The organism is Streptomyces rubellomurinus, from assembly GCF_000961885.1.
Taxonomy (GTDB): Bacteria; Actinomycetota; Actinomycetes; order Streptomycetales; family Streptomycetaceae; genus Kitasatospora; species Kitasatospora rubellomurina.
In genome coordinates this window covers 1-16,468 of sequence record NZ_JZKH01000130.1, presented here as the reverse complement: position 1 = coordinate 16,468, position 16,468 = coordinate 1, and the positions used below count along the sequence as shown (strand labels likewise).

Here is a 16,468-nt window from a genome sequence, read left to right as displayed (position 1 = left end):
CGAGCGGCTTCCCCGTCAAGGTCGCCGATTGCGCGGGCAAGGAGACCACCGTCACCAAGGCACCGACGAAGATCGTCACCAGCAACGCGGCCAGCCTTGAGATGCTGCTGCGACTCGGCGCCGGCGACCGCGTCATCGGCACCGGCTTCCCGCCCGGCAAGGGCACCCTGCCCGCCGAACTCGCCGACCAGGGCGCCAAGGTGCCCGTCCTCGGCGACAAGACCATCCCCAAGGAGAAGCTCCTCGGTTCCGGCGCCGACCTCTACCTCGACACCTTCGGCGCGATGCCGATGATGGGCGGCGCCGCCACCGCCCCCAGCGAGGAGGAGTACGCGGCGGCCGGCATCCAGCACGTCCAACTCCTCTCCACCGCCTGCGCCGGCACCCCCAAGGCCGCCAAGGCGCCGCGCACCGACCTCGCCGCCGTCGAGGACGACCTGCGCCGCGTCGGCGCCGTCACCGGCACCGCCGCCCGCGCCGAGGAACTCGTCACCGGCATGGAACAGCGGATCGGCGAAGTCCGCACCGCACTCGCCGCCGTCCCCGCCGAACAGCGCCCCAGCTACTTCCTCTTCGACTTCGACGCCGGCACCAAGCAGCCGACTGCCGTCTGCGGCCGACAGGTCGCCAACGCCGTCATCACCCTGGCCGGCGCACGCAACGTCTTCGCCGACTGCGACGCCGACTTCAAGCCCGGCAGCTGGGAGGACGTCGTCGCCAAGAACCCCGACTGGATCCAGCTCGCCGTCCGCAACCGCGGCAGCGAGGACGCCACCCGCAAGGCCTACGACGACGCCGAGGCCTTCCTGCGCAGCTTCCCCGCCACCCAGGGCCTGAAGGCCGTCCAGCAGGGGCACTTCATCCGCCTCGGCTCCGAAGCCACCACCATCGCGGGCGTGCGCAACGCCGACGCCGTCCGGCAGATCGCCGCCACCGTCCACCCCGACCTCGTCAAGCCCGACACCGCCAAGAGTGGCCAGTAGGACGTGACTTCGGCCACCCCCGCCCCCGCCACGAGCAGCACCCGGCGCCCGGCCCGCACCCTGCGGGCCGGGCCGCTGGCCGCCGCCCTCACCGCCGCCCTGCTCCTCGCCCTCACCGCCGCCGTCTCCCTCGGCTCCGTCGACATCCCACCCGGCGAAGTCTGGGCCGTGATCGCCCGCCGCCTCACCGGACGCACCCCCGAACCCGGCACCCGCGACCTCATCGTCTGGCAACTGCGCTTGCCCCGCGCCCTGCTGGCCGCCGTCGTCGGCGCCGGACTCGGCCTGGTCGGCACCGCCGTCCAGGCCATCGTCCGCAACCCCCTCGCCGACCCCTACCTGCTCGGCATCTCCTCCGGCGCCTCCCTCGGCGCCGTCGCCGCCGTCGTCCTCGGCACCACCCTCGGCCTCGACCTCACCTTCGGCAGCGCCCTCGGCCTCACCGTCTCCCTCGCCGCCTTCACCGGCGCCCTCGCCGCCTTCGCCCTGGTCTGGCTGATCGCCCGCCGCGGCGGCGGCTTCGCCCCCCTGCGCCTCGTCCTCGCCGGCATCGGCATCGCCCAGTTCCTCGGCGGCCTCACCAGCTACCTCGTCCTGCAGACCCGCGACGAACAGCAGACCCGCGGCGTGCTGTTCTGGCTCATGGGCAGCCTCGGCGGCGCCGTCTGGGCCCAACTCGCCCTCCCCGCAGCAGCCGTGGCACTCGCACTCGCCCTCCTCCAGGCCCGCGCCCGCGGCCTCAACGCCCTCCTCATGGGCGACGAGACCGCCGCCGGACTCGGCATCGACGTCACCCGGCTGCGCCGCGAGGTCTTCGTCGTCACCAGCCTGCTCACCGGCGTCCTGGTCGCCGTCTCCGGCGCCATCGGCTTCGTCGGACTCATGGTGCCGCACGTGTGCCGACTCCTCGTCGGCGGCGACCACCGCCGCCTGCTGCCCCTGTCCGCCCTCACCGGCGCCGTCCTGCTCGTCGTCGTCGACACCGCCGCCCGCACCGCCTTGGACGGCCAGGAACTGCCCATCGGCGTGGTCACCGCGGTCCTCGGCGCCCCCACCCTGCTCTACCTGCTGGACCGACGACTGGAGCCCAAGTGAGGATCGCCGTCGAGGACCTGAGCGTCACCCTGGCCGGCCGGCGGGTGGTGGCCGGAGTCCACCTCGTCGCCGAGGACGGCGAGATTGCCGGACTCGTCGGCCCCAACGGCAGCGGCAAGTCCAGCCTGCTGCGCACCGTCTACCGGCACCTGCGGCCGAGCGCCGGGCGGGTGCTGCTCGCCGGGCGGGACGTGGCCGCGCTGCGGCCCGCGCAGTCCGCCCGGCACATCGCCGCCCTTCCCCAGGAGCGCGGCGGTGACTTCGAGTTGAGCGTGCGCGAGGTCGTCGCGATGGGCCGCACCCCCTACAAGGGGGCGTTCGCCGCCGACGACGCCGAGGACCACCGGATCACCGCCGAGGCGCTGGCCCGGGTCGGCATGGCGGCCGCCGCCGACCGCCGCTTCGCCCAACTCTCCGGCGGCGAACGGCAGCGGGTGCTGCTCGCCCGCGCCCTCGCCCAGCAGCCCGACGTCCTGGTCCTGGACGAGCCGACCAACCACCTCGACGTCCGGCACCAGGTCGAACTCCTGGCCCTGCTGCGGGAACAGCGGCGCACCACCCTGGTCGCGCTGCACGACCTCAACGCCGCCGCCTCGGTCTGCGACCGGCTGCACGTCCTGCACGACGGCGCCCTGGTGGCCTCCGGGGCGCCGCGCGAGGTGCTGACCGCCGAGCTGCTGGCCGAGGTCTTCGGCGTCCGGGCGGCGGTGGTCGAACACCCGCTCACCGGCGATCCGCTGATCGCCTTCGACCACCGCACACCGGCCGGGCAGGGCGCGTAGCGGCCTCCTGCCCGGCCGGCGTGCGTCGTACGTCGAGCGCTCAGCTGCCCCCGTCGTGGCCCTGGTCGCGGCTCTCGTCATGGCCCTGGTCCTGGCCCTGGTCGCTGCTCTCGTCGCTGCTCTCGTCGTGGCTCTCGTAATGGCTCGGCCGGCCGTCCCGCAGCACCGGGCGGCCGAGCCGGGCCGCCTCCTCGCTGCGCAGCAACTCCCAGCTCCCGTCCGTACGGTGGAGCACCGCGGAGTGCCAGGGGGTGGTCCAGGCATCGGGCGCGGCGAGCAGTCGGATGCCGAACTTGGGCGCGCCGGCCGGCTGCGGGTGGATCGACAGCCGGACCGAGCGGGGGTGTCGCTCGGCGATCAACTCTCCCCAGGCCCGGCTGCGTTGGATCACCCCGTAGGCGCGGCGGCGGCAGTCCCGCTGCAGCGCCGAGCGGGTACCGGGGAAGCCGGTCGAGTCCTCGGTGAGGAACCGGGTGATGCCGAGGTACAGCCGCCGGGTCTCCTCGTCCGCCAGCACCTGCTCGCGCAACTCTTCCAGGCCCGGGGCGTACCGGGCGTGCACCAGGGCGCGCTTCTCGTCGTGCGGCAGGTCGCCGAGGACGGCCCGCAGGTCGAAGGTGTCCAGGCGGGTCAGGCCCTCGGAGGCGATCATGCGCGTCAGCGCGTCGGAGTACTCGTCGATGTGGCGGTCGGGGACGTGGACGAGGTCCCCGAAGATGTGCCCGTCCGAGCAGATCAGGATGCGGGCGCCGGGCGCGTACAGGCGGCCGATCTCGGCGCAGAGGCCGTCGAGGAAGGTCAGCGACAGGCGCTCGCCCTCGTCGGGCAGGTGGCCCAGCACCTTCGCCGGGTTGGGGGACTTGCAGGGGAAGCCCGGCAGGGTGAACCGGATCGGCTCGCCCGCCGCGATGAAGTCGGCCACCTGGGCGAGCTGGAGCGGGAAGTGCTCCGGGCGGGCGTCGAACTCCGGGTCGGCGGCGCGCCGGTGGGGCAGCAGCAGGGCGAGGACGCGGGCGGCGAGGCGGGCGGCGCCGGGGGCATCCTGGCCGTCGCGGCGGTCGCGCTCGGGTATGGAGGCGGGACGGGCGGGTGCGGTGAGGGTGCCGGCGGATGGCATGGCGGGGTCCTCCGTGACGAGGGGCGGGGAAGTCGGGGCGGTGCGCGGCGGTGCGCGGCGGTGCGCGGCGGTGCGCGGGGGTGCGCGGGGCGGCGTGGTCAGGCGCGGCGGTCGTAGGCGACCGGCAGCCGGTCGACCCCGCGCGCCAGGACGGCGGGGATCCAGCCCAGCTCGTCCAGTCCCTCGCCGGGCTCCGGCGAGGGGCGCAGCCCGGGCAGCCGGGTGAGCAGGGTGGCGAGGGCGACCTGGAGTTCGGCCCTGGCCAGGGCGGCGCCGGGGCAGTAGTGGATGCCGTGGCCGAAGGCCAGGTGGGCGTTGGGCGTGCGGTCGAGGTCGAGCCGGTCGGCGTCCGGGAAGCGCGCCTCGTCGCGGTTGGCGGCGCAGAGCGAGACGATCACCGAGTCTCCGGCCGGGACGGTGGTGCCGAACAGGTCGTCGTCCTCCGCGAGGAACCGCCAGGTGGTGAGTTCGAACGCGGCGTCGTGGCGCAGCAGTTCCTCCACGGCGCGGGCGAGCGTGCCCGGGTCGTGGCCCGGCCGGTCGGGCGAGGAGTCGCGCGGGGAGTCGCGCGGGGTGTCGGGTGAGGAGCCGAGCAAGGAGTCTCGCAGCCGGGCGAGTTGGTCGGGGTGGCGCAGCAGGGTGACCACCATGGTGGTGATCTGGTTGGTGACCGGCTCCTGCCCGGCGACCAGCAGCTGGAACACCATCGAGTCGAGTTCGGCGCGGCTCAACTCGCCCGCGTCGTGGGCCTCGACGAGCCGGCCGAGCAGGTCCTCGGTCGCCGTCCAGCCGGGCGCCGCGCGGTCGGCGCGCTTGCGGTCGACCACGTCCGCGATGTACGTCTGCAGGCCGCGCAGCCGTGCCTCGTACGCGGGCCGGCCCGGGTCCTGCGGGCCCACCGGCTGGACGACCTTGCCCCAGTCGCGGTCGAAACGTGCGGCCAATTCGGCGGGCAGGCCGATGACTTCGGCGAGCACCCGGAAGGGGTAGTGGGCGGCGAATCCGGCCACCAGGTCGGCGCCGCCGGTCTCGGGCAGCTCGTCGACGAGGGCGTCGGCGAGCTGCTGGAAGCGCGGGCGCAGCGACTCCACCCGGCGCGGGGCGAAGGCGTCCAGCACGAGCCGGCGCATCGAGGTGTGCTTCGGCGGGTCCTGGTGCAGCAGGTGGACCTGCAGCGCCGAGTGCTGCGGCTCGGGCATGATCGACGCCAGTCGGCGCCAGTTGGCGTTCCCGAGCGCGTGGTTCTTGCCCAGGCGCGGGTCGTTGAGGGCGGCGTGGGCGGCCTGGTAGCCGGTGACCAGCCAGGCGTGGATGCCGCTCGGGAACTCCACCCGGTGCACCGGCCCGGCCTCGCGCATCCGCCGGTAGAGCGGGTACGGGTCGCGCTTGTACGCGGGCCCGTACAGCGGCACCGGATCGGGCAGCGGGCCGCCGTCGCCTCCGGCGTACGGGCAGCGCGCGGCCTCGGCGCCCTGGTGGGCGGTGTCGGTCATCTTCGGTGTTCCTTCGGGGAGTTGGCGGCGGGACGGTGAGATCGGGCCGCGGGGTCGATGCGTGAGGTCAGCGGGCGGACGGGCGGCGCCGGGCGAGCAGCGCCACGGCGGACGCCGCCAGCAGGGCGGCCAGGGCCAGGCCCGTGTGCGCACCGGTGCCGCTGCCGGTGCCGGCGCGGTCGCCGGCCAGGGCGGCGGCGGTGCCGAGCGCGGGGCCGAGCGCGAAGCCCAGGCTGCGGCAGAGCTGGACGGCGGATCCGGCGGTGGCGAGCCGGCCCGGCGGGGCGGCGGACATCACCAGGGCCTGGGTGGGGCCGCCGTTGAGGCCCATCCCGGCGCCGGCCAGGGCGAGCCGCCAGGCGATCTCGCCGCCGGACCAGCCGGGGTCCAGCGGGACGAGCAGGGCCAGGCCGAGCGCGGTGACGGCGGCGCCGAGCAGTGCGGTGGGGCGGGCGCCCCAGCGGTCGGCGAGCCGCCCGCCGAACCGGCCGGCCAGCACCATGCCGAGCGGGAAGGCCAGCATGGTCAGCGCGGTGGCGGTCGCGCTCTCGCCGCGCGGGCCGCGAAGATTCTGGGCGAGCAGGTAGTGGCAGGCCGCGAAGCCCGCGGCGAGCGCCAGCACCGAGGCGTTCGCCCCGGCGGTACGGGCGGTGCGCAGCAGCTCCGCGACCGGCCGCCCGCCGGGCCGGCGCAGCCACAGCAGCACGAGTGGGACGGCGGCCGGCGCGAGCAGCAGCCACTGCGGCGCCCGCGCGGACAGGGTGAGGCCGAGCAGGACGGAGGCGACGGCGGCACCGATCAGCGCCGCGTCGCCGAGCGCCTCGCGCTCGGGCGGCCGCAGCCCGCCGCGCCGAGGGGCGCATCGGTGCACGATCAGGGCGGCGGCCAGGCAGACCGGCAGTTTGACCAGGAAGACCGCCCGCCAGCCGAAGTGGTCCAGCAGCAGCCCGCCGACCACCGGCCCGGTGACGGCCCCGAGCGGCCCCAGCGTGGCGGGCACGCTCATCGCCCGCCCGCGCAGCTCCGGCCGTACGGAGGTGGCGGCGAGCACCGGCATCAGCACGAACAGCACGGCGGCGAAGGCCCCTTGGGCCAGCCGGGCGGCGATCAGCCAGGCCGCCCACGGCGCGAGTGCCGCCAGCACGCTGCAGCCGGCGAAGCCGCCCACGGCCAGCAGCAGCGCCGGTCGCGTGCCGACCTGGTCCAGCCATCGGCCGGCGGGCAACAGCAGGGCCACCAGAGGGAGTTGGTACCCGAGCGCGGCCCACTGGGCGACACCGGGGGAGACGTGCAGGCCGACCGAGATGTCGGTGAGCGCCAGGTTGACCACGTTCATGTCGAGCATCGCGACGAACGAGAGCAACCCGGCGGCCACGACCAGGCTCCACCGGTCCTGCGTCGGTTGCGGAATCCGACGATCCGTCAAATTCGTTGGGGAGGGGTTCTGGTGAGCCGCCATGGTGCCCTCCGATCGACTGCCGCTGTTCTGCCGGACACCGCCTCGTCGGCGGGGTCCGGTACAGCAGTCGGGGGAGGGGCGCCCCTGGTTCCGAACACCTGAAGGATTTCTTCGCGGGTGCGCGGGAGGGGGCTCAGAACTCGCCGCGCTCGATCGCCCCGAAGTCGATCCCGCCGTCCGGCTTCAGGGGGAGGGTGCCGCCGCTGAACAGCAGCTCCGTCATGCGCTTCGACCTCCGCTCCTCGCCCCTGATCGGGCCGAGGAAGGAGTTGACGCCCTCCGTGGGACGGTGGCCCGTGCCCCGCCAGCCGGTCATCGTCTGCAGTTGGTAGACCTCGGTGAGCCCGTCGCGGTACTCCCGGAGCACCTCGTCCAACTCCGCCCTCGCGGCGCGCAGTAGCGCGATGGCTCGCGGCGCGGCCTCCAGTGGCGACGCGGAGATGGCGTCGCCGTCCCGGGGCCCGTCCGCCGGCGGCGGCGGCCGAATGGCCATGGCGCGCGGCCCCCGCGCACGCGGGCAAGACGCCCCCGGACGGACGACGGTCGCGCGCGAACAACTTTCAGCGAACAGATAACAGATGATGAAAGCTGAAATCTGAAAGCTGTTATCTGTTATCTGTTCGCTGACATCAGTCGGCCGTCAGTCGTCCGCAGCCGGCCGGGAGCCCCCGCCGCCCGTCCGCTCAGCAGGCCGTCGCGAGCTCCCCGTGCTCGGCCGCCCGCAGCCGGGCGATCAGCTCCTCCCGGGCGCGGGCGACACGGGAGCGGACGGTGCCGACCGGGCACCCGGCGACCTCCGCCGCCTCCACGTAGCTGAGGCCGAGCACCTGGGTCAGGACGAAGGCCTCCCGCCGCTGCGCGGGCACCCGGTCCAACAGGTCGCCGAGCGCGATGCCGTCCTCGAACCCGGCGGCCGGCGCGGCCCCCGCCCCCTGACGCTCCGCCGCCTCCTGCCAGTCCGGCAGCGCGGCGCAGCGTGGCCGGGCGGCGGCCATCCGGTAGCGGTCGATCACCGTCCGCCGGGCGATCGAGAGCAGCCAGGTGCGGGCCGAGGAGCGTCCGGCGAACGCGGGCAGGCCGCGCAGCGCGCGCAGGAAGGTCTCCTGGGCGAGGTCGTCGGCGGACTGCACGTCCGTGAGATGGGCCACGAACCGCCAGACGTCCCGCTGGGTGGCGCGGATGAAGGCCTCGACGTCGGCGGCCCGGCCGGCCCGGGCGGTCAGCGCGAGCGCGGTGAGCTGGTCGTCATCCACGGCAGCCCCCCACCCGGCCGGTCCCGGCACGGCGACCGTGCGAGACGATGGTCAGATGAGATGCGCGCAGTTCCGTACCGCTCTGTCCGCCCGGCTCGACGGCGAACCGACCGGCCTGCCGGGCATCCGTCTGGACAAGCACCTCGCGCGCTGCACCGGCTGCCGCACGTGGCTGGACCACGCCGAGCGGCTGCGCACCCGCACCGGGCGGACCGCCGCGGACGGCCCCTCGCAGGAGTGGTCGGCCCGGCTGCTGGCCGGGCTGGGCGAAGCGGGAACCGGGTCGGCGGACGGGCCGCGCTGAAGCGGCCGAAGCCGGAACGGCGAAGGCGGAGCGGGCGCGGGCCGGAGTCGGCGCGCCGTCGTGGTGAGGCATGGGAAGGTCCCGGGGGAAGGGCTGGGGACGGCGCCGCGCGTGGCGGCACCGTCGGCGTCCGTGGGCGTCGCGCGCACCGCGTCGCACCTCCCGGAGGGCGGCGTCAGCGGCGAGGCCCGGGCCCCGGCACGGCGGCGGCACAGGGTGCGACCGACCGGCAGGGGCGACCTGCCCGCCACGGGTGAGGCCCCCGGCGGCCGGTGACCGGCGACAGCGTGAACAGCCGGAACCGGTACGACGGCGGAGGGCGGAAGGAGCGCGGCGGGCGCGTCAGCAGGCGAACGCGAGAGCCGGCGGCCCGCGCCGCACGACGGCATGCGTGAGCAGCACCGACCGGGGCGGCCGGGCGGCGCGGTCGACGGGCCGGGGCGCGGCCGGCCGCCGGTAGCCGAGAGGCCGCCCGACCAGTGCCAGCAGCGGGAGCAGCGGCCGCAGCAGCGCCCCGGCGACCACCCCGCCGAGCGCGCCCAGCAGGTCGAACAGCCGCACCAGCGCGGCCTCGCCGCGCCAGAGCAGCAACGCACAGGCCAGCGCGGCCAGCACGTGTGCGGCGAGCATCCCCGGCGACATGCCGTGCGCCATGCCGTGCGCCATGCCCTGGGACACGCCGTCCGTCATCCCGTCAGCAGCGCCGGACACCCTGCCCGCCGCCGCGTCGTGCGCCATGCCGCCGCCCCCCGAGGCGGCGTGCGCCGCCGCCCCGTGGTGCATCCCGGCCATGACGTGCAGACGGCCCGCCGGCGGCGGGCCGCCCGGGTCGAGGCCGGCCATCCGTGCCAGTTCGGCGGCGGAGAGGCCGCCCGGTGCCCGGTCCGGGTTGCAGAGCAGCAGCGCGGCCCAGTCCGTGGTGGCGAGGCGGCCCAGGCCGGCGCCGCCCCCACGGGCGGCCGCCCCGGCCTGTTCGAAGAGCAGGTGCAGCGCGCCCTGCGCCGCCACCATCCAGACGCCGATCACTGCGAGCCCGCGCCGCCGCCCGGCGAGCAGCCAGGTCAGTCCGAGGACGGCCCCGAACGCGCCGGCCAGCACGGCCGGCGAGACGCCGGCGCCGGACATGGCGACGTGCGCCGCGGCGGCCAGCGCCACGCACAGCGCGGCGAAGACCACGGCGCGCAGCAGGCGAACTCGGTCGGTCATCACGATGGCACTCATCGTCGCATCCGCCCCGCCCGGTCCGGACCGCACCCTGCGGTGAAGACCGGTTCCCCCTCGTGAGACCATGCCCGGCCCGTGCCCGGCCCGTCCGCTCCTGTCCGCGCCCCCCGCCGCTACCCGAGACGCTCCCACAGCGCCAGGTCGTGCGCGAACAGCACCCGGTGCGGCGCGAACCGCTCGACCCGGTCCAGCCAAGCCGGGTAGCTCGGCAGCGGCGGCGCCACACCGTCGAGCGCCGCCCGCCGGGCCAGCGCCGCCCGGCCGTACTCGGACGCGGAGTCGTACGCCTGCCCGGCCAGCAGGGCCGAGCGCCCGCCGGGGCGCTCCACCAGCAGCGACTGGTGCCCTTCCGTGTGACCGGGAGTCGGCAGCACCCACACCCCCGGCCACACCTCGGCCTCCCCGTCGAGTACCCGGTAGTCGGCGGCGGGGAAGTCGACCAGCGCGTCGATGGTGTGGCCGCCGGCCCGCGCCGCGGCCAGCTCGGTGGCCTGCACCACCACCGGCACCCCGGCCAGCAGCGGGTTGCCGCCGCAGTGGTCGAAGTGCAGGTGGCAGTTGACCACCAGGTCGATGTCGGCCACCGACACCCCGACCGCCGCCAGCGCCTCCGGCAGCGGCCGGCGGACCGGACGGTAGTGCGCCTCGGTCTCCGGCTCGCCCGCACCGATCCCGGTGTCGAACAGCAGCAGGCCCTCCGGCCGCTGCACCAGGTACGCCAGGACGGGCTCCACCCGCGGCTCCGTCCCGCCCGTTTCGGAGGCCGGCCGGACGAAGAAGCCCAGGTCGAGTCGGCGGATCGGGTACATGGTCGGTCCCCCCTGTTCAAACTGTCCGTGAAACCCGTACGGCCCGCGCAGCCCGTACGGCCCGTGAAACCCGTACGGCCCGCACGGCGTGTACGGCCCGTACGGCCGCGCAAGCCCGGGTGGCGCCCGCTCCCCGCGGCCGAGGGCCCGGCCGGGGCCCTCATCCGCACCCTACCCGCCCGCCGGAAGTCCCCGGCAGGGCTTCAGCTGGTCCCCCGTCAGGCGCCGAGCCGCGCAGGTGGCGGGCGTCACTGCGAGCGGCCGAACCCGGGAGCACAATGCCGGACATGACTGAGCAACCGTCGCCCGCAGGGGGCCGCCCCACCGACCAGCCGCCCACCGACGCCCCAGCCCCAGCCGCCGACACCGGCTCCGGCACCGCCACCGCCACCGGTCCCACCACCGCCCGCGTCGACCGCCCCACCGCCGACGCCTGGGCGGCCCTCGGCGGCGCGCCGGAGCTGCTGGACCGCGTCGGCTTCCACGGCCCGGACGACGTCCTGCCCTCCGGCCTGCCCGTACGCCGCCTCGCCCGGGCCACCGTCGCCGCCTGCTCGCTCGCCGCCGCCGAACTCGCCGCCCACCGCACCGGCGGGCCCGTCCCCGCCGTCCGGGTCGACCAGGGCGCGGTCGGCACCTCCTTCGTCAGCGAACGCCACCTGACCGTAGACGGCCGCACCCCGGTCGGCTTCGCCCCGCTCTCCGGCTTCTGGCGCACCTCGGACGGCTGGGTCCGCACCCACGCCAACTACCCGCACCACCGCGACCGCCTCCTCGCCGTCCTCGGCCTGCCCGCGGACGCCGGCCCGGAACAGCTCGCCGAGACGCTGAGCGGACTGCGGGCCGAGGACGTCCAGGAGCGCGCGTACGCCGCCGGGGCGCTCGCCGTCGCGGTCGCGCCCGTGAGCGACGCCACGCACCCCCTGGCGGAGAGCCTGCCCGTACCCGGCACCGCGGCCGCCCGGCCGCTCGGACCGGCCCCGGTGGACCGGCCCGCCGCGGGCATCCGCGTCCTCGACCTCACCCGGGTCATCGCCGGACCGGTCGCCACCCGCACCCTCGCCCTGCTCGGCGCCGACGTCCTGCGGATCGACTCGCCCCGCCTGCCCGAGGCCGAGGACGCCCACACCGACACCGGCTTCGGCAAGCGCTCCACCCGCCTCGACCTCGCCGACCCGGCCGACCGCGCCGCCTTCGACGACCTGCTCGCCACCGCCGACGTCGTCGTCAACGCCTACCGCCCCGGCACCCTCGACGCCTACGGACTGGCCCCCGAGGCGCTGTTCGCCCGCCGCCCCGACCTCGTCCTCGCCCAGATCTGCGCCTGGGGCTGGACCGGCCCCTGGGCCGGGCGACGCGGCTTCGACAGCCTCGTCCAGGCCGGCGTCGGCATCGCCGCCCACGAGGCCGGACCGGACGGCCGCCCCGGCGCCCTGCCCGCCCAGGCCCTCGACCACGGCACCGGCTACCTCGCCGCCGCCGGAATCCTGCGCGCCCTCACCGACCAGCGCACCGGCCGCCCCGGCGGCCGCCACCTGCGCTACTCCTTCGCCGGCACCGCCTCCTGGCTGCTGCACGGCATCGCCCCCGAACCGCCCGCCGAATCCTCCGAGCAGGGCACCGAGCCGTACGACCCGGCGCCGTACCTCACCGTCACCGACTCCGCGTACGGGAAACTGCGCCACGCCCTCCCCCCGATCGGCTACGACGGCGCGCCCACCGACTGGACCCGCCCGCCCGGCCGTTGGGGCACGGACCGGCCGGTTTGGCTCTGACCGGCCGGTTTGGCTCTGACGGGCTCGTCCGGCTCTGACCGGCCCCCGCGCGGACGGTCTGTCAGTGGCGTCTGGCAGCATCACCGCCATGACCGCACACGCCGCCGACTACACGTGGACCGCCCAGCGCTACCCCATCCTGGGCGAGGCCTACTGCCTCGCCCAGGTCCAGGGGCTGGACGCCGAGGAACTGCTGCGCCGCTACGACGCGCTGCCCGCCGGCAGCGTCGTCGGCCTGGACGCGGTCCTCGCCGCCTGGGACGCGTACGAGGAGGGGGAGGACGAGGACGACTACGAGGACGAGGACGAGGACGAGGACGGCGAGGGGCCCGGGGAGGCCGCGGCGCAGTCCGACCCGACCGAGGACCGGATCTTCGTCGCCGTCACCGAACTCGACGGCTGGGCGATCGCCGTGGAGCCGTACGGTTACCTCGGCACCCTGTGGGAGGTCATACCGCGGCTCGCCGAGGGCACCCGGCTGGTCTCGCACTACCGGAACGTCAACGCAGCCGACACCTTCGACTGGTGGGAGCACGGCTCCTGCCGACTGCACTTCGAGCCGCTGTTCCCCGACGACCGCCACGGCTCGGACGCCGACGCCCCCGGCATCCCCGAGCTGATGACCCACTGCGGCTTCCACCTCGACACCGAGGACCACGAGCTCTGCACCGAGGCCGCGTTCGCCCTCGCCGAGCGGCTGACCGACGTCCGGCTCAGCCCGGAACGGCTGGAGGCCGCGACCTTCCTGCTCGGCTACGCGCCGAGGCCCGTCAGCCCGTCCGCCCAGAGCTGACGCCCCGCCCGGGGCTGAGGCCTGGCCCAGAGCTGACGCCCCGCCCGGGCCCGCTGACGGTCCGACCCCGCTGCGCCCGGCCGCAGTGCGCCCGGCCGGGCCGCGCCCGACCTCGGGGCCCTCGCCGTGTCACATCCCGGACGGGATCCGCTTGGCCCGCCCCCGCACCTGGATCGCCGTCGCGACCTCGATCACCCCGAGGATCACCAGCCAGCAGCCCGCCAACACCGTCAACGCGGCGATCGAACCGACCGGCCACACCATCAGCAGCACCCCGGCCAGCGTGTTGGCCACGCCTGCGAACGCCTGCCAGCCCCGGGCCGGCATCAGCGGATCGGACGCCGCCGCCGCGAGCTGCGTGATCCCCCTGAACAACCAGCCGATCCCGATCCACAACCCCAGCAGCAGCAACGACTGCACGGCACTGCGGAAGCACAGCAGGCCCAGCAGCACGCAGATCGCGCCGCTGATGAACGCCATCACCCGCAGCGCGGTGGTGACGTGGGTGCCGAACGCGGCGGCCAGCTGCACGACGCCGATCACCAGCAGGTAGAGGCCGAACAGCACGCCCACCACCAGCAGGGTCTCGCGCGGCCAGGCGAAGACGACGATCCCGAGGGCGAGCGAGGCGATCCCGGCGGCCAGCAGGATCTGCCACGCCGCCTTGGCGAGCAGTCCGAGCGGACCCTGGACCGGGGAACCCTCGGGGGTGACGATCGGAGAAACCACGGTGGCGCACTCCTCGGACTGGCGGCCGGCCGGCCCGCGCGGCGGGCGAGGACGGCGGACGAACAGGGAACGGACAGGGAACGGACAGGGGACGGTCCCCAGCCTCACCGCGCCGCCGCCGGTCCGCGCGCCCGACACCGCCGTTCGGGGGCCACCGGTTCGGAGACGCCCGGTGCCCCACGTGCCACAGTGGATGGGCGCCCGGTTGCCGGAATGCCATGTTCCATCCACCCGTGGTCGATACCATCCGGTGGTATGACTCCTGCAGGGTGGGGGACCCCGCCGGTCGAACCGATCAGCCAGCACTACATCGTGTGCGGCGGCAACGCGCTCGCCCACCGACTGGTACTGGAACTCGTCGAACACTACGAAGTCCCGGTCGTCGTCCTCGTCGCCGACCGCACCCGGGACCACGCGCCCCAGATCGAGCAACTACCCGGCGTCTCCGCCGTCGTCGAGTACGCCACCATCACCGACGAGGCCCTGCGCGCCGTGTCCATCGGCACCGCCCGCGGCCTCGCCCTGGTCGAGGGCAGTGACCAGGACAACATCCACGCCGCACTCAGCGCGCAGGGCCACAACCCGGACATCCGGATCGTGTTCCGCATGTTCAACCAGCGCCTCGGCGACCACATCGAGCGGCTGCTCAAGAACGGCGCCGCACTCTCCGGCTCCGCCACCGCCGCCCCGGCCTTCGCCGCCGCCGCGCTCGGACGGCCCAACTCCGTCGAGGTCGGCGGGCGCTTCCTGCACGTCGCCTTCGACGACGCCATCACCCCCGACCGGATCTGCGTGGTCGCCGACCACGTCGACCGCCAGGACCTCAGCCGGATCCGCCTCTTGCCGGAGCAGCAGGAGTTCGCCGAATTCGTCAAGCTCGCCCGCGAGTTCGGCGACGACGGCCCGGTGCGACCCGGTGGCGTGCGGCGCCCACCGGAGCGGTCCGGGACGATCCCGGAACAGGCCGACGCGCCCCAGGACCCACCGGGCCGGCACGACCCGGCGAACGAGCACGATCCGGCGGCTGAGCACGGCCCGGCGAACGAGTACGACCCGGCGGACGAGAGCGGCCCGGCCGACCCGGGCGGGATCGCCGCCCTCCAGGCGCTGCCCATGGAACCCCGCGAACCGATCAGCTGGGCGCGGCGGCTGCGCTGGCGACTGCTCGACACCATGCGCTTCTTCACCAGCGCCCGGATGCGGCTGGTGCTGCTCACCGCCCTGGCCGCAGTGCTCATGGCGTTCGGCGTGCTCTGGTACCTCAACCGGGACTTCGGCTGGACGGTCTACATCTCGCTGCTCGACCTGGCCGGCGCCGCCCAGCCCGACCAGCTCGCCGACATCGCCAACGGCACCGGCACCGGCGGGATCTGGCAGCGGGTCGCCCAGGTGGTCATCACCGTCTGCGGCATCACCTTCGCCCCGGTCGCCACCGCCATCGCGGTCGAGGTGCTCGGCTCCGGACGCCGCGGGCAGCCCCGCAACCCCGGAGCCGGAACCCGGGACCACGTGATCGTCGTCGGCCTCGGCAACGTCGGCACCCGCGTCGCCGTCCAACTGCACCAGCTCGGCGTGCCGGTGGTCTGCATGGAACGCGACCCGCAGGCGCGCGGCATCGGCGCCGTCCGGGCGCTCGGGATCCCGGTCGTCATGGGCGACGGGCCGCTGGAGCAGCAACTGCGCCGGGCCCGGCTCCGGTACAGCCGGGCGCTGGTCGCGGTCAGCGGCGACGACGCCACCAACGTGGAGGCGGCCCTGGAGGCCCGGCACGGGAACCCCGACGTCCGGGTGGTGGTGCGGCTGTTCGACGACGACTTCGCCAGGCACTTCTACGCCACGCTGGACAATGCGGCCTCCCGCTCGGTCTCCTATCTGGCCGCGCCGGCCTTCGCCGCCGCCCTGATGGGGCGTGAGGTGCGCGGAACGTTGTCGGTGTTCCGGCACGTGCTGCTCATCGCCGAACTGACGGTGGAGGACGGCAGCCCCCTGATCGACCTGAACCGGCACGACCTGGAGGACCCGGGCGGCGTCCGGGTCATCGCGGTCGGGTTCGCCCGCAGCCCCCGGCTGGACTGGAACTTCCCCGACCGCACCCGGCGCCTCGCCCCGGGCGACCGGATCGTCGTCGCCGCCACCCGCAGCGGGCTCGCCCGCCTCAACACGACGCTGGTCGAGGAGGAGACGGCGGACAGCTGACGACGAACAGCTGACAGATTTCAGATGATGAAATCTGAAATCTGTCAGCTGTTATCTGTTCGCCGTCATGCGCCGACCGTCGTCCGTCAGCGGTTCTCGAACTTCGGCGGGCGCTTCTCGGCGAAGGCCGTCATGCCTTCCTTCTGGTCCGCCGTGGCGAAGGCGGCGTGGAAGAGCCGGCGCTCGAAGCGCACGCCCTCGGACAGCGTCGTCTCGAAGGCGCGGTTGACCGCCTCCTTCATCATGATCGCCGCCGGGGTGGACATGGCGGCGATGGTCTCGGCGGTGGACAGCGCCTCGTCGAGCAGCTGGTCGGCGGGGACGATGCGGGAGACCAGTCCGGCCCGCTCGGCCTCCTCGGCGCCCATCATCCGGCCGGTCAGGCACAGTTCCATCGACTTGGCCTTGCCGATCGCCCGGGTCAGCCGCTGCGAGCCGCCGATGCCCGGGATCACG

Annotated in this window: 16 protein-coding genes; 7 read left to right on the top strand and 9 right to left on the bottom strand. The window is 75.1% G+C overall.

The features are described 5' to 3' along the window. The 3 genes from VM95_RS34870 to VM95_RS34860 form a co-directional block, all read left to right on the top strand. Nucleotides 1-983: ABC transporter substrate-binding protein (locus VM95_RS34870; RefSeq protein ID WP_045704666.1), on the top strand; the 983-nt coding region annotated here is incomplete at its 5' end. Between the two features lie 3 nt (nt 984-986). Then, nucleotides 987-2,078, top strand: a complete 1,092-nt coding sequence (locus VM95_RS34865; RefSeq protein WP_045704664.1) for a FecCD family ABC transporter permease — start codon at nt 987-989, stop codon at nt 2,076-2,078. After that, nucleotides 2,075-2,860 carry an ABC transporter ATP-binding protein gene (locus VM95_RS34860; protein ID WP_045704662.1) on the top strand — a complete coding sequence of 262 codons (786 nt, stop codon included), beginning with the start codon at nt 2,075-2,077 and terminating at the stop codon, nt 2,858-2,860. The genes VM95_RS34865 and VM95_RS34860 overlap by 4 nt, the downstream gene beginning before the upstream one ends. A 40-nt stretch (nt 2,861-2,900) precedes the next feature. Here VM95_RS34860 and VM95_RS34855 read toward each other — a convergent pair whose 3' ends face one another. From VM95_RS34855 to VM95_RS34835, 5 genes are all read right to left on the bottom strand, one after another. Beyond that, entirely contained in the window at nt 2,901-3,977 is a 1,077-nt protein-coding gene (locus tag VM95_RS34855; protein ID WP_078861021.1) for an L-tyrosine/L-tryptophan isonitrile synthase family protein, read from the bottom strand. A 98-nt stretch (nt 3,978-4,075) separates the two neighbouring features. Further along, a complete protein-coding gene (locus VM95_RS34850; RefSeq protein WP_078861019.1) occupies nt 4,076-5,470 on the bottom strand; it encodes a cytochrome P450 family protein in 1,395 nt (464 codons plus the stop codon). A gap of 67 nt (nt 5,471-5,537) precedes the next feature. Further along, on the bottom strand, nt 5,538-6,845 hold the full coding sequence (locus VM95_RS34845) for an MFS transporter (protein ID WP_244179070.1): 1,308 nt from the start codon (nt 6,843-6,845) through the stop codon (nt 5,538-5,540). A 217-nt stretch (nt 6,846-7,062) separates the two neighbouring features. After that, a complete protein-coding gene (locus VM95_RS34840; RefSeq protein ID WP_045704660.1) occupies nt 7,063-7,422 on the bottom strand; it encodes a hypothetical protein in 360 nt (119 codons plus the stop codon). A gap of 190 nt (nt 7,423-7,612) precedes the next feature. After that, entirely contained in the window at nt 7,613-8,182 is a 570-nt protein-coding gene (locus VM95_RS34835) for a sigma-70 family RNA polymerase sigma factor (protein WP_045704658.1), read from the bottom strand. A gap of 55 nt (nt 8,183-8,237) precedes the next feature. Between VM95_RS34835 and VM95_RS39425 the strand changes: the two genes are divergently transcribed. After that, nucleotides 8,238-8,486: a zf-HC2 domain-containing protein gene (locus VM95_RS39425; RefSeq protein ID WP_052706661.1), complete on the top strand. Its 249-nt coding sequence runs from the start codon at nt 8,238-8,240 to the stop codon at nt 8,484-8,486. Between the two features lie 342 nt (nt 8,487-8,828). Here VM95_RS39425 and VM95_RS34825 read toward each other — a convergent pair whose 3' ends face one another. Both VM95_RS34825 and VM95_RS34820 read right to left on the bottom strand, forming a co-directional pair. Next, nucleotides 8,829-9,707 carry a hypothetical protein gene (locus tag VM95_RS34825; RefSeq protein WP_045704656.1) on the bottom strand — a complete coding sequence of 293 codons (879 nt, stop codon included), beginning with the start codon at nt 9,705-9,707 and terminating at the stop codon, nt 8,829-8,831. A 116-nt stretch (nt 9,708-9,823) separates the two neighbouring features. Continuing rightward, on the bottom strand, nt 9,824-10,519 hold the full coding sequence (locus VM95_RS34820) for an N-acyl homoserine lactonase family protein (RefSeq protein WP_045704653.1): 696 nt from the start codon (nt 10,517-10,519) through the stop codon (nt 9,824-9,826). Between the two features lie 287 nt (nt 10,520-10,806). Here VM95_RS34820 and VM95_RS34815 point away from each other — a divergent pair, with 287 nt between their 5' ends. Together VM95_RS34815 and VM95_RS34810 are read left to right on the top strand one after the other, a co-directional pair. Continuing rightward, nucleotides 10,807-12,294: a CoA transferase gene (locus VM95_RS34815; RefSeq protein WP_078861025.1), complete on the top strand. Its 1,488-nt coding sequence runs from the start codon at nt 10,807-10,809 to the stop codon at nt 12,292-12,294. Between the two features lie 88 nt (nt 12,295-12,382). Then, entirely contained in the window at nt 12,383-13,087 is a 705-nt protein-coding gene (locus VM95_RS34810; RefSeq protein ID WP_045704650.1) for a DUF6461 domain-containing protein, read from the top strand. A 129-nt stretch (nt 13,088-13,216) separates the two neighbouring features. Here the strand turns inward: VM95_RS34810 and VM95_RS34805 are convergent, their stop codons facing one another. Continuing rightward, entirely contained in the window at nt 13,217-13,816 is a 600-nt protein-coding gene (locus VM95_RS34805; RefSeq protein ID WP_045704648.1) for an HdeD family acid-resistance protein, read from the bottom strand. A 255-nt stretch (nt 13,817-14,071) separates the two neighbouring features. Between VM95_RS34805 and VM95_RS34800 the strand changes: the two genes are divergently transcribed. Further along, nucleotides 14,072-16,012, top strand: a complete 1,941-nt coding sequence (locus VM95_RS34800; RefSeq protein WP_167352985.1) for an NAD-binding protein — start codon at nt 14,072-14,074, stop codon at nt 16,010-16,012. 86 nt (nt 16,013-16,098) lie between these two features. On the opposite strand, the gene VM95_RS34795 is transcribed toward VM95_RS34800, so the two are convergent. Beyond that, nucleotides 16,099-16,468 (bottom strand): enoyl-CoA hydratase-related protein (locus VM95_RS34795; RefSeq protein WP_045704644.1); only part of this gene is annotated, 370 nt, incomplete at its 5' end.

Bases quoted from the DNA above. Each gene is read 5' to 3' on its own strand.
- VM95_RS34825 (WP_045704656.1), bottom strand. From the start codon at position 9,707: ATGAGTGCCATCGTGATGACCGACCGAGTTCGCCTGCTGCGCGCCGTG.
- VM95_RS34820 (WP_045704653.1), bottom strand. From the start codon at position 10,519: ATGTACCCGATCCGCCGACTCGACCTGGGCTTCTTCGTCCGGCCGGCC.
- VM95_RS34800 (WP_167352985.1), top strand. From the start codon at position 14,072: ATGACTCCTGCAGGGTGGGGGACCCCGCCGGTCGAACCGATCAGCCAG.
- VM95_RS34815 (WP_078861025.1), top strand. From the start codon at position 10,807: ATGACTGAGCAACCGTCGCCCGCAGGGGGCCGCCCCACCGACCAGCCG.
- VM95_RS39425 (WP_052706661.1), top strand. From the start codon at position 8,238: ATGAGATGCGCGCAGTTCCGTACCGCTCTGTCCGCCCGGCTCGACGGC.
- VM95_RS34810 (WP_045704650.1), top strand. From the start codon at position 12,383: ATGACCGCACACGCCGCCGACTACACGTGGACCGCCCAGCGCTACCCC.
- VM95_RS34840 (WP_045704660.1), bottom strand. From the start codon at position 7,422: ATGGCCATTCGGCCGCCGCCGCCGGCGGACGGGCCCCGGGACGGCGAC.
- VM95_RS34850 (WP_078861019.1), bottom strand. From the start codon at position 5,470: ATGACCGACACCGCCCACCAGGGCGCCGAGGCCGCGCGCTGCCCGTAC.
- VM95_RS34855 (WP_078861021.1), bottom strand. From the start codon at position 3,977: ATGCCATCCGCCGGCACCCTCACCGCACCCGCCCGTCCCGCCTCCATA.